17 protein-coding genes, 1 tRNA gene and 1 pseudogene are annotated in these 17977 nt (G+C 46.9%); 15 read left to right on the top strand and 4 right to left on the bottom strand.

Going from position 1 to position 17977, the window contains the following annotated elements; genetic code table 11:
- Positions 1-6: 6 nt before the first annotated feature.
- Together ICN14_RS08790 and ICN14_RS08785 are read right to left on the bottom strand one after the other, a co-directional pair.
- Entirely contained in the window at positions 7-471 is a 465-nt protein-coding gene (locus tag ICN14_RS08790; RefSeq protein WP_216226091.1) for a DNA polymerase III subunit chi, read from the bottom strand.
- A gap of 12 nt (positions 472-483) precedes the next feature.
- Positions 484-2079, bottom strand: a complete 1596-nt coding sequence (locus ICN14_RS08785) for a leucyl aminopeptidase (RefSeq protein WP_370624839.1) — start codon at positions 2077-2079, stop codon at positions 484-486.
- A 124-nt stretch (positions 2080-2203) separates the two neighbouring features.
- On the opposite strand from ICN14_RS08785, the gene lptF reads away from it, so the two are divergent.
- The 3 genes from lptF to ICN14_RS08770 all read left to right on the top strand — a co-directional run bounded on the left by lptF (position 2204) and on the right by ICN14_RS08770 (position 5474).
- Positions 2204-3319 carry an LPS export ABC transporter permease LptF gene (lptF, locus tag ICN14_RS08780; RefSeq protein WP_216226089.1) on the top strand — a complete coding sequence of 372 codons (1116 nt, stop codon included), beginning with the start codon at positions 2204-2206 and terminating at the stop codon, positions 3317-3319.
- On the top strand, positions 3316-4470 hold the full coding sequence (gene lptG / locus ICN14_RS08775) for an LPS export ABC transporter permease LptG (RefSeq protein WP_216226088.1): 1155 nt from the start codon (positions 3316-3318) through the stop codon (positions 4468-4470). The genes lptF and lptG overlap by 4 nt, the downstream gene beginning before the upstream one ends.
- A 62-nt stretch (positions 4471-4532) precedes the next feature.
- Positions 4533-5474, top strand: coding sequence for a CysB family HTH-type transcriptional regulator (locus ICN14_RS08770; protein ID WP_216226087.1), 942 nt, complete (start codon positions 4533-4535; stop codon positions 5472-5474).
- A 42-nt stretch (positions 5475-5516) separates the two neighbouring features.
- Here ICN14_RS08770 and ICN14_RS08765 read toward each other — a convergent pair.
- Positions 5517-5601, bottom strand: a tRNA-Leu gene (locus ICN14_RS08765).
- Between the two features lie 141 nt (positions 5602-5742).
- On the opposite strand from ICN14_RS08765, the gene ICN14_RS08760 reads away from it, so the two are divergent.
- The 9 genes and pseudogenes from ICN14_RS08760 (at position 5743) to galE (ending at position 13485) form a co-directional block, all read left to right on the top strand.
- Complete coding sequence (locus ICN14_RS08760; protein ID WP_216226086.1) at positions 5743-6462, top strand: YebC/PmpR family DNA-binding transcriptional regulator; 720 nt, start codon at positions 5743-5745, stop codon at positions 6460-6462.
- 48 nt (positions 6463-6510) lie between these two features.
- Positions 6511-7788 carry a phosphoribosylamine--glycine ligase gene (purD, locus tag ICN14_RS08755; RefSeq protein ID WP_216226085.1) on the top strand — a complete coding sequence of 426 codons (1278 nt, stop codon included), beginning with the start codon at positions 6511-6513 and terminating at the stop codon, positions 7786-7788.
- 65 nt (positions 7789-7853) lie between these two features.
- Positions 7854-8765 carry an oxygen-dependent coproporphyrinogen oxidase gene (gene hemF / locus ICN14_RS08750; RefSeq protein ID WP_216226176.1) on the top strand — a complete coding sequence of 304 codons (912 nt, stop codon included), beginning with the start codon at positions 7854-7856 and terminating at the stop codon, positions 8763-8765.
- 1 nt (position 8766) lies between these two features.
- Positions 8767-9471, top strand: coding sequence for a nicotinate-nucleotide adenylyltransferase (locus ICN14_RS08745; RefSeq protein ID WP_255536025.1), 705 nt, complete (start codon positions 8767-8769; stop codon positions 9469-9471).
- Between the two features lie 54 nt (positions 9472-9525).
- Positions 9526-9912 (top strand): annotated as a pseudogene (gene rsfS / locus ICN14_RS08740) (ribosome silencing factor); the annotation flags it as partial.
- Positions 9913-9925: 13 nt separating this feature from the next.
- Positions 9926-10369 (top strand): 23S rRNA (pseudouridine(1915)-N(3))-methyltransferase RlmH, encoded by a 444-nt coding sequence (gene rlmH / locus ICN14_RS08735; RefSeq protein WP_216226083.1) that lies wholly within the window; start codon positions 9926-9928, stop codon positions 10367-10369.
- A 7-nt stretch (positions 10370-10376) separates the two neighbouring features.
- A complete protein-coding gene (locus tag ICN14_RS08730) occupies positions 10377-11000 on the top strand; it encodes a nucleoside triphosphate pyrophosphatase (protein ID WP_216226082.1) in 624 nt (207 codons plus the stop codon).
- Positions 10997-12460: a ribonuclease G gene (gene rng, locus ICN14_RS08725; protein ID WP_216226081.1), complete on the top strand. Its 1464-nt coding sequence runs from the start codon at positions 10997-10999 to the stop codon at positions 12458-12460. Before ICN14_RS08730 ends, rng begins: the two co-directional genes overlap by 4 nt.
- Before the next feature lie 20 nt (positions 12461-12480).
- Positions 12481-13485 carry a UDP-glucose 4-epimerase GalE gene (gene galE, locus ICN14_RS08720; RefSeq protein WP_216226080.1) on the top strand — a complete coding sequence of 335 codons (1005 nt, stop codon included), beginning with the start codon at positions 12481-12483 and terminating at the stop codon, positions 13483-13485.
- Here galE and msbA read toward each other — a convergent pair.
- Positions 13482-15245 carry a lipid A export permease/ATP-binding protein MsbA gene (gene msbA / locus ICN14_RS08715; RefSeq protein ID WP_216226079.1) on the bottom strand — a complete coding sequence of 588 codons (1764 nt, stop codon included), beginning with the start codon at positions 15243-15245 and terminating at the stop codon, positions 13482-13484. The genes galE and msbA overlap by 4 nt on opposite strands.
- A 10-nt stretch (positions 15246-15255) precedes the next feature.
- Between msbA and ICN14_RS08710 the strand changes: the two genes are divergently transcribed.
- The 3 genes from ICN14_RS08710 to ICN14_RS08700 are packed head-to-tail and all read left to right on the top strand — an operon-like array spanning position 15256 to position 17968.
- Positions 15256-16017, top strand: coding sequence for a glycosyltransferase family 2 protein (locus ICN14_RS08710; protein WP_216226078.1), 762 nt, complete (start codon positions 15256-15258; stop codon positions 16015-16017).
- Positions 16014-16796, top strand: a complete 783-nt coding sequence (locus ICN14_RS08705; protein ID WP_216226077.1) for a glycosyltransferase family 2 protein — start codon at positions 16014-16016, stop codon at positions 16794-16796. Before ICN14_RS08710 ends, ICN14_RS08705 begins: the two co-directional genes overlap by 4 nt.
- A gap of 20 nt (positions 16797-16816) precedes the next feature.
- Positions 16817-17968 carry a glycosyltransferase family 9 protein gene (locus ICN14_RS08700; protein WP_216226076.1) on the top strand — a complete coding sequence of 384 codons (1152 nt, stop codon included), beginning with the start codon at positions 16817-16819 and terminating at the stop codon, positions 17966-17968.
- The last annotated feature ends 9 nt before the right edge of the window (positions 17969-17977 follow it).

Raw genomic sequence — 17977 nt, 5'->3', positions numbered from 1 at the left:
TAATGATCACGCTTTAGATTGATCAAAGTTATGCAATTCATGACCTAAGTCGCGATAGGCTTTATAGCGCTCGCGACCTGCAAGGCGCTCCGCCTCATTGATAGTCACAACCTCAACAATGCGAGGAAAGCGTGCAAGCAATCCCGGAACATCAGAAGGCATACGCATCCCCAGATGAATCAGAACGTCTGCATGTGGTAGCTGAGATAAAGCTGGTGACAAGAAATCATCTGTCAGCAAAATAGGTGTATCGATTGCCGCCTCATCATCAATAAAACAATGGGGCAAGAAATCCACCGCACTAAATGCCCATAGAAGCTCATCTAGCTTTTTGAGATCCGCCTTCTCACCCACCATCACGATATGACGCACGGGTTCGCCAGCGGGTGTAGCACTCCAGATCTTGCGTGTTAAGCGACAGGCGTATTCCAGCTTATCGCTAACATTGCTATGAAAATCAATGCGGGCCATCAGCGCTGTCTTCTACTTTTGTTCTAGCAAGTAATTTACGAGCAATGGCACTGGGCGCCCAGTTGAACCTTTAGCGGCGCCACTTTTCCAAGCAGTACCAGCGATATCTAAGTGAGCCCATTTATATTTTTCAGTAAAGCGCGACAAGAAGCAGGCCGCAGTAACACTACCCGCTGGGCGTCCGCCAATATTGGCCACATCTGCGAAATTAGATTTGAGTTGCTCGTGGTATGCCGCATCCAAAGGTAAGCGCCACACGGTATCTAAAGAAGCATGGCCCGCCTTAGTAAGTGCACTGACCAAACCTTCATCATCAGAGAACACACCGCTGTGCACATGGCCCAATGCAATGATGCAAGCACCCGTTAAAGTAGCCACATCAATCACCGCCTTAGGCTTAAAGCGCTCTACGTAAGTTAGGGCATCACACAAGATCAAGCGACCTTCAGCATCCGTATTCAGAATTTCAATTGTTTGCCCTGACATGCTCTTCACAATGTCACCTGGACGAGTAGCTTGGCCAGATGGCATGTTTTCACAAGTTGGAATGACACCGATGACATTCTTTTTCAACTTCATCAAGGCAGCTGCATACATAGTGCCAATCACAGATGCAGCGCCGCACATGTCGTACTTCATCTCATCCATAGCTTCACCAGGCTTCAGAGAGATTCCGCCGGTGTCAAAAGTAATTCCTTTACCCACCAACACAATCGGAGCCTCACCCGCTTTACCACCCTGGTGACGCATCACAATAAATTGTGGCGGCGTATCTGAACCCTTGGCTACTGATAAAAATGAGCCCATACCCAAGGCTTCAATTTGCTTACGACCTAGGACCTCAACCTTGAGACCATTCTTTTTGCTCAGGCCTTGCGCTGCTTTACCCAAGTAAGTTGGGGTACAAATATTCGGAGGTAGATTGCCTAAGTCTTTGGCTAAGTTCATACCCTCCACCATTGCCGCACCCTCTGGCACAGCAGCCTTCAACTCCTTGGCGCAAGTATCGTTACCTGCAAAGGTGAGATGAGTAAAAGTATCTGCTTTGTCTTTAGCTTTGAATTTCATGGCAGGTTGACGCACTCCAAAGCGATAAGCCTGATCACCAGCATATTGAATTGTTAAGCGCACTTCTTCGGCCATGAACTCAGCACGGTGTCCAAAAGCAAAACTAGGGATAAACCACAAAGCACTTTGGATCGAGCCACCACTTAACTGCTTTAATGCAGCGCGAGCAATTTTTGAGTAGGCATTGAGGCTACGCGCGCTAGCAGGAGCAACATCTCCCAGGGACACTAAAAGAATGCGTTTAACCTTTGCGCCAGAAGTTGCCCAGGATTTTTCAGCACGAATTACACAGGTAGAGGCTGACTGACTGTCGAGATCGCCCACCAAATTTGCATGGGTAACCGAGCCACCAAGCAAGCGATCCAACTCGACTAAAAGTCCAGACTTGGATTTGCTTGCCGTCAAAGCATCTAAATCCGCCTTTGAGTAGGCCAAAACCAGGCAATCAGAGCTCTGCGCCAACAGAGTACTCAGGCTCGCCTTAAGTTGTTTGGGGTTATTTAGATCGGCTTGCGCGAAAATCTTGGTGCTAAATTGAATAGTCATAATGTCTTACGGTATTTTTAAGTCAATTCAAGGGAAAAAATGGGTGTTTATCCATTATCCTCCGAGATGCAGGTTCACATCTTGAGTGAGCCCATAACAGCCAATTCACTATTAATTCATGATTTTTCACCAAGCCCTTCGCCGCGAACTCAGTTTTACGACTGGCGGTGTTTTTTTGGTCTTGGTAACCATCATGATTACCACCCTGGTCATCCGAATTCTGGGCTTTGCAGCAAATGGCGCAGTAAACCCAGAGGATGCCCTAGTTCTCATAGCCCTAGCTACTCTCGGTTATATGGCCGTTTTGCTCACGGTCTCTCTATTTGTGGCTGTCTTAATTGTGCTGGTGCGTTGGTACAAAGATTCTGAAATGATTGTTTGGTTTGCAAGCGGCCTCAGTATTGCCAGTCTGATTAGACCAATCCTGCGTTTTGCGACACCCCTCATCATCATCATCGCCCTACTGGCTCTCTTTGTTTGGCCTTGGGCTAATCGTGAATCCACTCTGATTAGCCAAAGATTTCAGCAACGCAGTGACGTTTCCATGGTTGCCGCTGGTCAATTTAGAGAATCCGCCAAGGCAGAGCGCGTATTTTTCATTGAGGAACTGGATGTTGATAAAAGTGAAGTTAAAAATATCTTTGCCGCAGAAACTAAGAATGGTCGACTGAGCGTCGCCGTTGCCTCTACTGGATTTATTGAGGGTGCAAAAGGGGGTGGCAAATCCATCGTGCTCAATAATGGTCGCCGCTACGAGGGGGTGCCCACACAACCTGATTTCAGAATTCTAGAGTTTGCTGAGTACAGCACGCACATTCAAAGCAAAAGCGTTCTTGATCCAGCCCCACGTGATCGTGAAAAAACAGTCTCCGAACTTTGGAACGATTCCAGCGCCGACACAATCAACCCCAATCGCGCTGAATTACTCTGGCGTATCGGTTTACCGTTAATGGCTTTAGGCCTAGTGCTAATTGCCATACCACTTGCCTACGTCAACCCTAGGCTTGGTAACTACACTGCGATGTTTTATGCCGTGCTGATTTACCTTATCTATAGCAACCTTCTCAACCTCACGCAAAACTTTGTGTCGCAAGGTAAGGTAAATGTTTTTGTAGCAGCTTGGCCCATACACGCCCTCGCCTTTAGTATTGCTTTTTTACTCATCCGCAATCGCATCAACCCCTCACTGAAATGGTGGCGCCGTCAACTACCTTCATTCTTGGCCAATAGATGAAATATCTATTTCCATACATCTTTGAACGCTACTTGGCTAGGCAGATCTATGCTGCCTTTGGCTTCATCCTATTTGCCTTGGTGGCACTGTTTTTGTTTTTTGACATCCTCAGCGAGCTTGGTTCGGTAAAGGGTCAATACACTCTGCCATTAGCGCTTCTACACGTTTTATTGAAGGCCCCCAGCCGCATTTCCGAGATCATTCCAATCGCTGGTTTGATTGGAAGTATTTATGTATTTGCCATGCTAGCAAGCCAGTCTGAGTTCACGATCTTGCGTATTGCTGGATTGGATATGCGCAGAGGCTTGACTACTCTAGCTAAAATTTCATTACCGCTAATTGTTCTGACGCTCGTCATGAGTGAGTGGCTAGGACCCTATACAGAGAATCTGTCAGAGCAGATTCGCATGAAGGCTTTAGGTTCATCTTATAGCTCCCAATTTAAAACTGGGGTCTGGGTAAAAGATCGTTTGCGAGATGAAGATGGTAGTGGGCCGATTAGGCCGGGAGTTCGCTATGTCAACGTTGGCAAGATCGAACAAGATAACGAAATCAAAAATATTCGCATGTACGAATTTGATGATGCATATCGCCTACTTTCTATTAGAAGCGCTGTGTCGGGACGCTTTGATCATACGGGGACCTGGATTCTGGATGACGTCACCGAAACTCGCTTTAAAGAAACCAAACAGAGTGATCCACTCAACCCAGTCTATTCGGCGCAGACTTTTGTTCATCCAATTGTTAGCCTAAATTCTGAAGTCACACCTCAAATCTTGAGCGTGCTTTTGGTAAGCCCAGAAAAGATGTCTATTTTTAGTTTGGGGCGCTTTATTTCTCATCTAAGAGACAACAAACAGGATGCTCAGCGTCACTCTATTGCGTTCTGGAAAAAAGTCATCTACCCATTTACGATCTTCGTGATGCTGGCCTTAGCACTGCCATTTGCTTACCTCAAGGTACGCGCGGGTAGCGTTGGCATCAAGGTGTTTGGCGGCATCATGCTGGGCATGAGCTTTCAGCTCTTTAATTCACTCTTTTCGAATGTTGGCCTGCTAGGCTCTTGGCCCGCGCTGCTTACCGCTCTGACACCGCCATTGCTTTATTTCATCTTGGCGATTGTGGGTTTACGTTGGGTATCTAGGGCTTAATACCTCAAAATCATATAGAATGTCATTCATATATCGCATTTGATATAAAGAATGGAATCCATATGAATCTTCACCAATTTCGTTTTGTTCGCGAAGCTGTAAGACAGAATTTCAACCTGACTTCAGCTGCTAAAGCGCTCTTCACCTCCCAGCCTGGGGTCTCTAAGGCAATTATTGAGTTAGAAGATGAGCTGGGGGTAGAAATATTCCGACGCCACGGCAAACGCATTCGCTCGCTCACTGAGCCAGGCAAACGCATCCTCACCTCGATTGAGCGCATTCTGGACGAAGTAGAAACTTTAAGAAGAGTTGGTAAAGACTTTGCCAGTCAAGATCAAGGCAACTTTGTGATTGCTACTACTCATACTCAGGCGCGTTATGCTTTACCAAAGGTACTTACTGAATTTACTAAACGCTTTCCAAAGGTTCGGGTCAGCATTCAACAGGGAAGCCCCGGTCAAATTGCAGAGTTGTTAATTCATGATCGTGCGGATATCGCAATTGCAACGGAAGGCATCGCCAATACCCCTGGTGTACTGGCGCTTCCAGGCTACCAATGGCAACACGTTGTCATGGTGCCGTTAAGTCATCCCCTGCTTAATCAGTCAACAATTACCTTAGAGGAAATTGCGAAGTACCCGCTCATCACCTATGACAAAGCGTTTGCGGGTCGCAGCAAGATTGATGCCGCATTTGGGCAACGCAATCTCAGTCCAGACATTATTTTGGAAGCAATCGATGCGGATGTCATTAAGACTTACGTTGAAACTGGAATGGGTGTTGGGATTGTGGCTGGATTGGCCTACGATGCAGATCGAGATCGCAATCTCCGAGTGATTCCAGTTGGGCACTTGTTCGGTAATAACGTGACGCATTTGGGAGTTAAGCAAGGCGCTTACTTGCGCTCTTTTGTGTACACCTTCATCGAACTATTCTCACCAACACTCACAAAGAAAATTGTGGAGCAAGCCATGAACAGCGAATCGGAAACTTACGAGATTTAAGATTTGGAGCATCTCAAGGCGTCAATAACAACCTATTTGAGATGGTGCCCCGGGGCGGACTTGAACCGCCACGCCTTGCGGCACCGGATTTTGAGTCCGGCACGTCTACCAATTCCATCACCGGGGCAGGTGTTTGCAGTGGAAAAACTGCATTGAAGCTTACTAAGAGGTGAGAGTGTAACAAAAAAGTTGTACTACCCCCATTCTTGACCTGAGAAGCCTTTAAAATGAGGTCTTCAAGCCACATTACTCAAAAGGACTTACCCGTATGGCCGGCCATTCGAAATGGGCCAATATTCAGCACCGCAAAGGACGTCAAGACGAAAAGCGCGGCAAGATTTGGACCAAACTCATCAAAGAAATCACGGTTGCAGCTAAATTAGGCGGCGGCGATATCGCCACGAACCCGCGTTTACGTCTGGGAATCGATAAGGCTAAAGATGCCAATATGCCGAATGACAACGTGCAGCGCGCCATTCAGCGTGGTACAGGCTCACTCGAGGGTGTGAACTACGAAGAAATTCGTTACGAAGGTTATGGCCTCAATGGAGCTGCCATCATCGTTGATTGCTTAACTGATAACCGCACCCGCACCGTTGCAGAAGTGCGCCATGCGTTTGCAAAAAATGGCGGCAATATGGGCGCTGAAGGTTCTGTTGCTTTCATGTTTAAGCACTGTGGCCAAATGCTATTTGCCCCGGGCACGAATGAAGATCAACTCATGGAGATCGCGCTAGATGCTGGCGCTGAAGATGTTATTACCCATGATGATGGATCACTTGAGGTGCTCACACCAGTGCCTGACTTTTCTAAGGTACAAGACGCGCTCACCCAAGCAGGTTTAAAAGCTGAGCTTGCCACAGTGACAATGCGCCCAGAAACCGAAACTGAGTTCGAAGGTGAGCAATCTGAAAGCATGCAAAAACTGTTGGATGCACTTGAAAACTTAGATGATGTTCAAGAGGTATTTACGAACGCATCCTTGTAAGCCATCGAATTTATAAATTCTATTTATTAACTTATTTCTTAGCTCGTCATGAAAATTCTTTTAGTTGGATCCGGTGGTCGTGAACATGCATTGGCATGGAAGCTGGCTCAATCCCCACAAGTTCAAACCGTCTATGTAGCTCCTGGGAATGGCGGTACCGCCACAGCAAAACAGACTGCTGCCGGAATTGAAAATCTCCCCATCTCCGGTCTTCAAGAGTTAGCAGACTTTGCCAAGCGTGAAAAAATTCATCTCACCGTAGTGGGTCCTGAAGCCCCATTGGCCGCAGGTATCGTAGATGTGTTTCGCAACAATGGTTTGCGCATCTTCGGACCAACTCAACTGGCCGCTCAATTGGAGTCTTCAAAAGATTTCTCTAAAGCGTTCATGAAACGCCACGGCATCCCAACAGCGGAATACCAAACTTTCTCAAGTGCATTAGAGGCGCATGCTTACATTGATACTAAAGGTGCACCGATCGTCATCAAAGCGGATGGTCTAGCTGCCGGCAAAGGTGTGGTTGTAGCTATGGATTTAGCAGAAGCGCATGCGGCTGTCGATATGATGCTCGCCGATAACAAACTCGGTAATGCGGGTGCACGTGTCGTGATTGAAGAATTCCTGACTGGGGAAGAGGCTAGCTTCATTGTGCTCGTAGACGGTAAACATGTTTTGGCTTTGGCTACTAGCCAAGATCACAAACGTTTGCTCGATGCTGATCAAGGTCCTAATACTGGCGGCATGGGTGCTTACTCCCCTGCCCCAGTTGTCACTCCAGAGATTCATGCACGCGCTTTGCGCGAAGTGATCATGCCAACCGTTAAGGGTATGGAAGCTGATGGCATTCCTTACACCGGCTTCCTCTACGCAGGTCTCATGATTTCTCCCGACGGCAAGATCAAGACCCTGGAATTTAACTGCCGCATGGGTGACCCAGAAACGCAACCAATCATGGCACGCCTGCGCAGCGATCTTGTTAATGCATTGGATCACGCGGTTGACGGCACACTCAATGAAGTGGAATTAGATTGGGATCGTCGCACCGCTTTAGGCGTTGTGCTGGCAGCGCATAACTATCCGGATACCCCGCGCAATGGCGATGTCATCACCGGCATACCAGCCGATACTGAAGATCAATTGACCTTCCATGCCGGTACCAAACTTCAAGATGGCAAGCTTCTTACCTCGGGTGGTCGCGTTATGTGTGTAGTGGGCCTGTCAGATACTGTTCGTGGCGCACAACAAAAAGCATATGACGCTATTTCTCAGATCCAGTTTGATGGCATGCAATATCGCAAAGATATTGGCTATCGCGCTGTTAAATAACTTCAATAATTCATAACATCCAATACGAAGATCTCTGAACCTTGTCATCCACTGAACATACTCAAATTGATATTGCAGTCTTAAAAGATTACTTTTTAGGCCTGCAAGATCGCATCACGAGCGCAATGAGTGCGCTCGATGGCAAAGCCTTTGTGATGGACGCCTGGGAAAAGCCTGAGGATAGTAAGTTAAAGGGTTATGGACGTACCTGCATCCTGGATGGCGGCAATATTTTAGAGAAAGGTGGTGTGGGCTTCTCGCATGTCCGCGGTGATCAAATGCCGCCTTCAGCATCACACCATCGCCCAGAAGTTGCGGGGCGCAGCTTCGAAGCCATGGGCGTTTCTTTGGTCTTTCATCCAAACAATCCTAAGGTACCAACCACCCATATGAATGTGCGCTGCTTTATTGCGCAAGCTCCTGATAAGGAGCCAGTTTGGTGGTTTGGTGGCGGCTTTGATCTCACGCCCTATTACGGCGTTGATGAAGATTGCAAACACTTTCATCAAACAGCAAAAGATGCTTTGGATCCATTTGGTGAAGAGCTATATCCACGCTTCAAAAAATGGTGCGATGAATATTTTTACCTGAAGCATCGTGAAGAGCCTCGCGGTATTGGCGGCGTCTTTTTTGATGACTTTAATGATCTTGGCTTTGAACAAAGCTTTGCCATGACGCGCGCTGTTGGCGATGCCTTTATTGATGCTTACTTGCCGATTGTGGAGCGTCGCTATAAGGACAGCTTTACCGCTGAAGAAAAAGCATTTCAAGAATACCGTCGTGGTCGCTATGTGGAATACAACTTGATATTTGACCGTGGCACCATTTTTGGCTTGCACTCCGGTGGACGTACTGAGTCTATTTTGATGTCCATGCCACCGGTAGTGCAGTGGTGGTACAACTGGCAGCCGAAGCCAGGAACACCTGAAGCAAAGCTTTACGATTACTACCTTCAGCCGCGTGACTGGCTAGCCTAACTTGAGCTCAGCGCGTTTGGATACCCCAAAAAAAATTGGCATCTTAGGTGGTACTTTTGATCCGCCACATCTTGGCCATCTTAAGTTGGCCACACATTTTGCAAAGGTCTTGCATCTCGACGCGCTGCTTCTCATTCCCAGTGGGGAACCTTGGCAAAAAAATTCCGGCATAACCCCTGCAGAAATCCGCTTACAACTTACTGAAGCTGCGGGTATTGATCTAGCGAGAGCATTTCTCTATTTGCAAATCCCCACTCAAATTGGCGTTGATCGCATCGAAATTGATCGTGCAGGGCCGAGTTATGCCATTGATACTGCAAAAGCCCTAAGAGAGCGTTTTGGGCCTGATGTCAGCTTGATCTGGCTAATGGGGGCAGACTCCCTTCTGAACCTCCCCTCCTGGAACTCCTGGGATCAATTGCTAAGCTTTGTGAATTTCGCAGTAGCCAGCAGGCCACACCATGAGCTTTCAGCAGAGAAGAGCCCTGAAATTGAGGCTTTATTAGCAAATCATCAATGCGCAGACCCAAATACCCTTGAAAAAAGCCAATTTGGCCGCATCTATGTAGATAACAGTCTTTCAGTAGACCTTTCATCAACCGAGTTGCGAAATCAGCTTAAAAGCACCTCTCGTAGCGCCATTGCCTCCGAGCATATTCCGTCTCACGCTTTAGAAATCATCACAAATCTAGGCCTGTATAAGTAATCAGGCTAAGATCACCCCTATATACAAAAATCTTAGAAAAATATTAAAGAAACTATGGACTTAACTAAATTACAACGCGTCGTGATCGATGCCCTAGAAGATGTCAAGGCGCAGGATATTCGTGTTTACGACACCACCAAACTCAGCGAACTATTTGATCGCGTCATCATTGCTACCGGCTCCTCTAATCGCCAGACTAGATCCTTGGCTATCTCCGTTAAGGAATCTGTCAATGCTAAAGGTGGCGAAGTGATCTCCGTTGAAGGCCTGGAGACTGGTGAATGGGTACTCGTCGATTGTGGCGATATCGTGGTTCACATTTTGCAGCCTGCACTGCGTGCGTACTACCAACTTGAAGGCATGTGGGGCGCTAAGCCAGTGCGTGTCAAATTAGCAGCAGACAAGGGACTTGTGAAAGCAAGCGAACCTGACGACGAAGAGTAATGCTTTAGTAATGCGCTTAACGATTGTTTCTGTTGGTCACAAAATGCCAGAATGGGTTGCAACTGCAACCCATGATTACATTAAGCGCATGCCAGCAGATTGCAGTATTGAAATTAAAGAGATCAAACCTGATCTCACCCCAGCCAAAGAAGCTATAAAAATTGCCGCAGCCATTCCAAAAGGCTCCCGTGTCATTGCGCTTGATGAGCGCGGCAAAGATCAAACTACACAAAATCTAGCTACGCAGTTAGCAAACTGGCGTCAAGAAGGTTTTGACATCACTTTTTTAGTTGGTGGTGCCGATGGACTTCATGCTAGCCTCAAAGAAAATGCGCAAGCAATGTGGCGTCTGTCGAGCCTGACGCTACCGCATGCCATGGCAAGAGTCTTATTGGTCGAGCAGCTTTATCGAGCTTGGACTATTTTGCAAGGCCACCCCTACCACCGCGAGTAATCCATTGATGTTTTCTTATATTTATCTTGCATCACAAAGCCCGCGACGCCAAGAGTTGCTCAAACAGATTGGTATCCAGTTTGAGATGCTGATTGCTGCACCAGGTGAAGATACAGAGACCCTTGAAGTGCCACTCCCGAATGAAAAAGCCCGTCAATATGTTGAGAGGGTCACTTTCGCCAAAAGCGCTATTGCATTAGCAAGGTGGCAAAACAGCGGAAAACCATGGGCGCCTATTTTGTGCGCAGATACCACTGTCAGCCTACAGGACAATCCCGCTGGTGAAATCCTCGGAAAACCTAACGATGCCGCCGATGCCGCACGCATTCTGAAAATGCTCAGCGGTAAAGTGCATGAGGTACTCACTGCAGTTGTTCTCACGGTCGATCCCCAAACTACCCCCCTTTGTTTGGTGCAAGTATCCGAAGTGGAATTTGCCCACTTAACTGAAGCGCAAATTGATAGCTACATTCAGAGCGGTGAGCCTTTTGGCAAGGCTGGAGCATATGGCATTCAGGGTCTTGGGGGAGCTTTTATTCCCTCAATTAAAGGCAGCTATAGCGGTATCATGGGATTACCTATTTTCGAAGTTAACCAATTATTGGATTTCGCTAAAGTTGCCCGCATATGAATGAAGAAATTCTGATCAACATCACCCCCCAAGAAACACGGGTGGCATTAATTCAGCAAGGCGCCGTTCAAGAACTTCAGATTGAGCGCACACGTCAACGCGGTATCGTCGGCAATATCTATTTAGCTAAAGTAGTACGGGTACTACCAGGCATGCAATCTGCCTTCATTGAGATCGGCTTAGAGCGCACTGCATTTATGCATGTTGCGGATATCACCCAAAACAATCCTCAAGCTCAAATTGAAAAGCTGCTCTTTGAAGGGCAAAATGTTTTGGTCCAAGTACTTAAAGATCCTTTGGGAACTAAAGGTGCACGCCTTACAACCCAGCTCAGTATTGCAGGTCGCAACTTGGTTTATCTACCACCAGCTGGTACCGATGCAGCCACCGAGAAATATATTGGCGTATCTCAAAGAATTGATCAGCCAGAAGAGCGTGAAGCAATTAAGACGCGCCTTGCTGGACTGATGCCAGCCGATGAAAAAGGCGGAATCATTGTGCGTACCAGCGCACAAGATGCTAGTGATACCGAGCTTGAGCACGATATGCTTTACTTACGCACCACCTGGGAGAAGATCCGAGAAGCTGTGAACCACAAGGCTGCCCCTAGCCTGCTTTACCAGGATCTCAGCTTAGCTGAACGTGTATTGCGTGACGTTGCTGGCGAAGAAGCTACCCAAATCCGAGTCGACTCCGCTGAGAACTTTGAAAAGCTCAAAGGTTTCGCTACGCTCTATATGCCTAACCTCTTGGAGAAGTTAACCCTACATCGTGGTGAGCGCGCTCTATTTGATTTATTTGATGTTGATGCTGAAATTAATAAGGCCTTAGGCAGAAGAGTTGACCTCAAATCGGGCGGCTACCTGATGATCGATCAAACGGAGTCTATGACTACGATTGATGTCAATACTGGAAGTTATGTCGGCGCCCGCAATCTCGATGACACCGTTTTTAAAACGAATCTTGAGGCTGCTCAGGCTATTGCTCGTCAACTCCGTTTACGCAATCTCGGCGGCATCATCATCATTGACTTTATTGATATGCTGAGCAAGGACCATCAAGAATCTGTTTTGCACGAACTCAATCGCAATTTAGAGCGTGATCATGCGCGGACTTCAATTAGTGATTTTTCCTCACTGGGCTTGGTGGAGATGACGCGCAAACGCACTCGAGAATCCCTAGCCCACATCACCTGTGAACCTTGCGCTACTTGCCAAGGTAAAGGCGAAGTCAAAACAGCGCAGACTATTTGTTATGAGATTTTGCGGGAGATTGTGCGAGAGCATCGCCAATTTAATCCTCGTGAATTTAGAATTGTGGCTGCACCCGATGTAATTGACCTCTTCCTTGAAGAAGAAAATCAATTTTTAGCGCAATTGGGCGACTTTATTAGTAAGCCCATCAAGCTTCAAGCTGAAGGTAGCTTCCGCCAAGAGCAGTACGATATCGTTCTAAGCTAATCATCCCTTACGAGGCTCTTTTGAATATTTTACTTACTGGCGGCATGGGTTATATCGGCAGCCATACAGCACTCCTCTTGGCAAATGCTGGTCATCAGGTTCATATTTATGACAATCTTTGTAATAGCAATATTGGCACTTTAGATCGCGTTCAGAAGATTTGCTCCAAGACCATCGGATTTACTGAGGGTGATGTTCGGGATACCGAAAAGCTCACCAAAGTACTGCATGATAAAAAAATTGAGGCAGTGATTCATCTTGCTGGATTAAAGGCTGTCGGCGAATCATCCCAAAAGCCAATTGAATATTATGCAAACAATGTACAAGGTAGCATTAGCCTAATACAAGCAATGCAAGCGGTTGGCATTAAGACTCTAGTTTTTAGTAGTAGCGCCACCGTTTATGGCGATCCAATTTATCTACCGTACGATGAAAACCATCCCACCAGCCCAACCAATCCCTATGGTCGCAATAAGCTTCAGATAGAAGAAATACTGCGTGACCTGAGCGTAAGTGACAAGGAATGGCAAATTGCCTGTCTAAGATACTTCAATCCAGTCGGCGCTCATGAATCGGGGTTGATTGGCGAGAATCCCAATGGAATTCCGAATAATTTGATGCCAGTCATTGGGCAAGTTGTGAATGGAAAGCTGCCAGTACTCAATATTTTTGGAGATGATTACGACACCCCAGATGGCACAGGTAAGCGCGACTACATCCATGTCATGGATTTGGCTGAAGGCCATCTAGCTGCGCTCATCTGGCTTCAGAACAATGCCGGGTGCCATACCTTTAACCTAGGTAGCGGTGATAGCTATAGCGTTCTGGATCTCCTACGTCACTTCGAAAAAGCTAGTGGCCATAAAATTCCATACAAGATAGTTGGTCGACGCCCAGGCGATCTTCCGGAGTACTACGCCAAGGCAGATAAAGCAGAGAAAGTCCTGGGGTGGAAAACCAAGCAGAAGCTATCGGATATTTGCAATAGCTCTTGGCTCTGGATCAAAAATTCTAGAAAGAATTAAGCATTCGAAAACTGGATGCGATGCAGGTTCGCATACAAACCATCCTTAGCAATCAATTCTTCGTGCGAGCCATTCTCAATCACATGACCATGCTCCAGCACCACAATTCGATTGGCATGCTCAATTGTCGATAAGCGATGCGCAATAACTAAAGTAGTTCGTCCAGCCATCAGGCGCTCTAGAGCATCTTGTACTTGACGCTCAGACTCAGAATCCAAAGCGGAAGTTGCCTCATCCAAGATCAGGATAGGTGCATCTTTATAAATCGCCCTCGCAATCGCTAAACGCTGGCGCTGGCCACCAGATAAGCGATTGCCATTATCACCAATTTGGGCATCAATACCTTCAGGCATTTCTTTTATGAGAGTGCTTAAGTTTGCCGCCTCGAGCGCCTCCATCACGCGCCCTCGATCGATGCCCTCTGGGCCTACAGCACCATATGCAACGTTTGCTGCAATGCTGTCATTAAATAAAATGACATCCTGGCTTACAAAAGCAATTTGCTTGCGTACATCGGCCAGAATAATATCCTCAAGAGGAATATCGTCCAAGAAAATTTGTCCGCTAGTGGGCTTAAAGAAACGCGGCAATAAATTAACCAGAGTAGATTTACCACCGCCAGATGGGCCGACAAAGGCAACTACTTCACCAGGTTTGATATTTAAATTCACGCCAGTAAGCGCATCTTTGCGGCCGGCTTCTTGCTGATAAGAGAAGCCAACATCCTCAAATCGAATTCCGCCTTTAGCCTTAGCTAAGGACTTCATATTCTCTTTGCGGGACTCATCCTCCTCAAAAGGCTGGTCCATGAGAGAGAAGATCATTTCTGCAGCAGTTAAACCCCGCTGCAAAGGCTGATTAATATCCGCCAAATGTTTTATCGGCGAAATTACTAACATCATGGCGGTAATAAATGCGGCAAAACCACCAACCGTAGTGCCTTCAGAGGCTGACTGCATCAAGGCGATTACCAATACGATCGATAGCGCCATAGAAGCGATGAGCTGAGTGATAGGCTGATTTAGACCCCCCGCTACCGCTGCTTTCAGTGAGAACTGGCGTAAGCGCTCTGCCTTATCCATAAAGCGTCGCATCTCGTACTCTTCCGCACCATGCACCTTCACAATCTTGTACCCGGCCGCAGACTCCTCAACGATATAGGCCAATTCACTTGTCAGAGTCTGTTGTTCACGATTTAAAGTACGCAGGCGCTTGTTGATCTTGCTCATGATGAAGGCGATGATAGGAAAGATCACCAAAACCACTAAAGTCAGCTGCCAATTCAAATAAATGAGATAACCAATCAAACCTACTACAGTGAGCGAATCCCTTACCAAGCTAATCAACATGCCGCCCATGATAGAGAGGACATTGTTCACCTCAAAAACAACTGCATTAATTAAATTGGATGCGGAGTTCTTTTGGAAAAAAGTAGTTGAGGCATTTAGTAGCGTTTGGAACATCTGCTCACGTAATTTAAGTAGCACCGAATTAATGACGCGAGTGAGTAAATAATTTGATAGGAACTGGGCCAAACTACGAACTAGCGCCAAACCTACCAAGAAGACCGGTACCTGCCAGAGCTTGCTGTTGAGCTGTCCAGTAAAGCCGCGGTCCAATAATGGCTTCATTAAGGCAGGAATAGAGGTTTCAGCGCCTGCTACTAGCGCCATGGCCAGTAAAGACCCAATAATCGTCCAGATATGGGGCTTCAGGTACTGAATTAAGCGATTTAGGGCGGTACGGTCTTGAGCATTCATATAATGAATTATGCCCACCTTATCCGTCATACTCATCACTCGCAATGAAGAGGCCAATTTGGCCGATTGCTTGGCCTCCTTGGAGGGGATTGCCCAGCAAATTGTGGTGGTCGATACCAATAGCACCGATAGCACCCTAGAAATTGCCAAAAACCATGGTGCAGTCATTAGCCAACCGACTGATTGGCCCGGATTTGGACCCCAAAAGAACCGCGCTCTGGACCTGGCAACTGGTGAGTGGGTTCTCTCCTTGGATGCGGATGAGCGACTTACCCCAGCACTGAGAAGTGAAATTCTGACTGCCATTCATCATTCAGCTCATGTTGACTGTTTTGCGATTCCACGCCTTTCTTGGTATTGCGGTCGCTTCATTCGACACTCCGGCTGGAGCCCTGATTATGTGGATCGACTATTTAAACGTGGCACAGCTCGATTCTCAGATGACCTAGTTCACGAACGTCTAATTCCAAATGGGCAAGTAGCGAAACTAGAAAATCCCATGTTGCACTTCAGTTTTATGAATTTCTCACAAGTGCTCCAAAAAATTGATCGTTATTCAACAGCATCAGCTGAACAAGCTTTTGCTAAGGGAAGGCGAAGCAATCCCCTTAAAGCAATTCTGCACGGCATGTGGGCCTTCATCAGAACCTACTTCATTAGAGCGGGATTCCTAGATGGTTATCAGGGCCTTGCATTAGCCCTCTCAAATGCTGAGGGTAGCTACTACCGCTACATGAAAATTTGGCTCATTCAAAACCAAACAGAAAAATGAAGATCAGCGTCATCGTTGCAACTTACAACAGAATCGATGCCCTCGATTTTGTTTTGCAATCCCTAGAAACTCAAACCGATTCCAACTTTGAGATCCTGATCGCCGATGATGGCTCAAAACCGGATACCAAAGACTTTATTGACTCCTTTAAGCTCAAATCTAAACTGCAGATTAAACATGTTTGGCATGAAGATTTAGGATTTCGTTTGGCCCTCATTCGCAACCTTGCAAGTGCAGAGGCTTCTGGTGAGTACTTCATATTTTTAGATGGGGACTGCGTAGTTCAGCCCGACTTTGTAGCGCAACATCGAAAGCTAGCGAAAAAAGGTTACTTCACTACCGGCAGTCGAGTCTTGCTGAATGAGGCTTTAACAAAAGATATCCTCTCTTGGTCACGATGGGATTTCAAGAAATTCATCAGCCACTTGTTGAGCTATCGGTTATCTGGCGGCATCAATAAGTATTGGCCCATCAAAATCAAGCTGGGTGATGGAACCTGGCGTGACTATAAAAAATTTGTCTGGCGTCGCATTAAGGGTTGCAACCTGGCTTGCTGGAAAGCAGATGCCCTTGCCATAGGTGGCTTTGATGAAACTATGACAGGATGGGGGCATGAGGATGCTGATTTTGTTTTCAGACTGCAGAACAGGGGCTTGATTCGTAAATCTGGGTCATGGTCAACCGAAGTGCTCCACCTTTATCACCGCATCAATGACCAATCGAATGCCGCAGAAAATGCACGTCGCGTACGTGAAAAAATTCTGGCTAAAGCTCAGTAGGATTAAGTTACATTAACCCTATGACTGCATCCTCAGCACTAAAGCCAAAAAAAGTTTTATTTATTGCGACTCGCCAGATTGGAGATGTCCTTGTTACTGCGCCACTGATCGCACAAGCGCGCGAGCTTTGGCCTGATGCTGAGTTTCACTTTTTGGGCTACCGCGGTAAGCTCGACATGCTCAAGGGCAATCCTGATATTGCCCAGAAAATCGAAACTTCAGATCGACCTAAACTAAAAGAATATCTTTCCTTATTTTTTAAGCTCTTTCAACGTTACGACTTAGCAGTGGTTACGCAACCGAGCGATCGCGCCTATTTCTACGGCTTAGTAGCAGCTCATCAACGCGTAGGCGTATTGGGTGGACACCCTCAAGGCCTCACAGAGCAAGATAAAGCTAAGAAAAGTAATCAGCAAAATGCCTGGAAGAAGGCCATTAGCTTACATACGATTGATGTGGATTATTTTGCACAGCATGTCATTACCGAAAAGCTTCGTCTGCTTGAAATTTTTTATAAGAGGCCTCGAGAGATATTTAGTAAACCGATCTCAGTGATGGCTCCAGCAGGTGATCCTATCGCCCCGACGATTGCGGGTCAACTTCACTCGCCGTATATCGTGGTGCATCCTGGGCCTTTAACCGCCTACAAGCGCTGGCCACTGGCCTATTGGCAATCCTTGCTGACGTGGATTACGAAACAAGGTTGGCAAGTTGTGCTGAGTGCGTCACCAGCCAAGCAAGATCTACAACTTAATAAAGATATTCTTTCTCTACTTGATGAAAAAGCGCGCAGCCACGTTATTGATACCGCAGGCCTACTCTCTATTCCGCAAGCAGGCACCCTGATTCGCGGAGCGATAGCCTATGTTGGCGTCGACACTTCGATTACCCATCTTGCGGCAGCATGCAACACACCCACTATTGCATTGTTTGGTCCAACACCACCCACCAATTTTGGCCCATGGCCTAATGGCTTTATTGGCATGCAACCTTATCAATTGAGAGCGCGTTCGCAGACCGTTGGTAATGTCACGATTCTGCAAGGGCCTGGCGAATGCGTTCCTTGTCGTAAAGCAGGCTGCGAAGACCGCGCAAGCAGCAATAGCGCATGCTTGGATCTCCTAGAGCCAAATCAAGTAATTACAGCGCTTCAAGCCGCTACAAATAAATAACTCTATCTG

It is taken from the genome of Polynucleobacter sp. MG-27-Goln-C1 (assembly GCF_018881905.1).
In the GTDB taxonomy this organism is placed as follows: domain Bacteria; phylum Pseudomonadota; class Gammaproteobacteria; order Burkholderiales; family Burkholderiaceae; genus Polynucleobacter.
The sequence above is the reverse complement of the archived record's forward strand: the minus strand, read 5'-3'. Positions and strand labels throughout refer to the sequence as shown.

Excerpts from the sequence above, each read along its gene's own strand:
- ICN14_RS08790 (WP_216226091.1), bottom strand. The coding sequence starts at position 471 with ATGGCCCGCATTGATTTTCATAGCAATGTTAGCGATAAGCTGGAATAC.
- lptF (WP_216226089.1), top strand. The coding sequence starts at position 2,204 with ATGATTTTTCACCAAGCCCTTCGCCGCGAACTCAGTTTTACGACTGGC.
- lptG (WP_216226088.1), top strand. The coding sequence starts at position 3,316 with ATGAAATATCTATTTCCATACATCTTTGAACGCTACTTGGCTAGGCAG.
- ICN14_RS08770 (WP_216226087.1), top strand. The coding sequence starts at position 4,533 with ATGAATCTTCACCAATTTCGTTTTGTTCGCGAAGCTGTAAGACAGAAT.
- ICN14_RS08760 (WP_216226086.1), top strand. The coding sequence starts at position 5,743 with ATGGCCGGCCATTCGAAATGGGCCAATATTCAGCACCGCAAAGGACGT.
- purD (WP_216226085.1), top strand. The coding sequence starts at position 6,511 with ATGAAAATTCTTTTAGTTGGATCCGGTGGTCGTGAACATGCATTGGCA.
- rlmH (WP_216226083.1), top strand. The coding sequence starts at position 9,926 with ATGCGCTTAACGATTGTTTCTGTTGGTCACAAAATGCCAGAATGGGTT.
- ICN14_RS08730 (WP_216226082.1), top strand. The coding sequence starts at position 10,377 with ATGTTTTCTTATATTTATCTTGCATCACAAAGCCCGCGACGCCAAGAG.
- rng (WP_216226081.1), top strand. The coding sequence starts at position 10,997 with ATGAATGAAGAAATTCTGATCAACATCACCCCCCAAGAAACACGGGTG.
- msbA (WP_216226079.1), bottom strand. The coding sequence starts at position 15,245 with ATGAATGCTCAAGACCGTACCGCCCTAAATCGCTTAATTCAGTACCTG.
- ICN14_RS08710 (WP_216226078.1), top strand. The coding sequence starts at position 15,256 with ATGCCCACCTTATCCGTCATACTCATCACTCGCAATGAAGAGGCCAAT.
- ICN14_RS08705 (WP_216226077.1), top strand. The coding sequence starts at position 16,014 with ATGAAGATCAGCGTCATCGTTGCAACTTACAACAGAATCGATGCCCTC.
- ICN14_RS08700 (WP_216226076.1), top strand. The coding sequence starts at position 16,817 with ATGACTGCATCCTCAGCACTAAAGCCAAAAAAAGTTTTATTTATTGCG.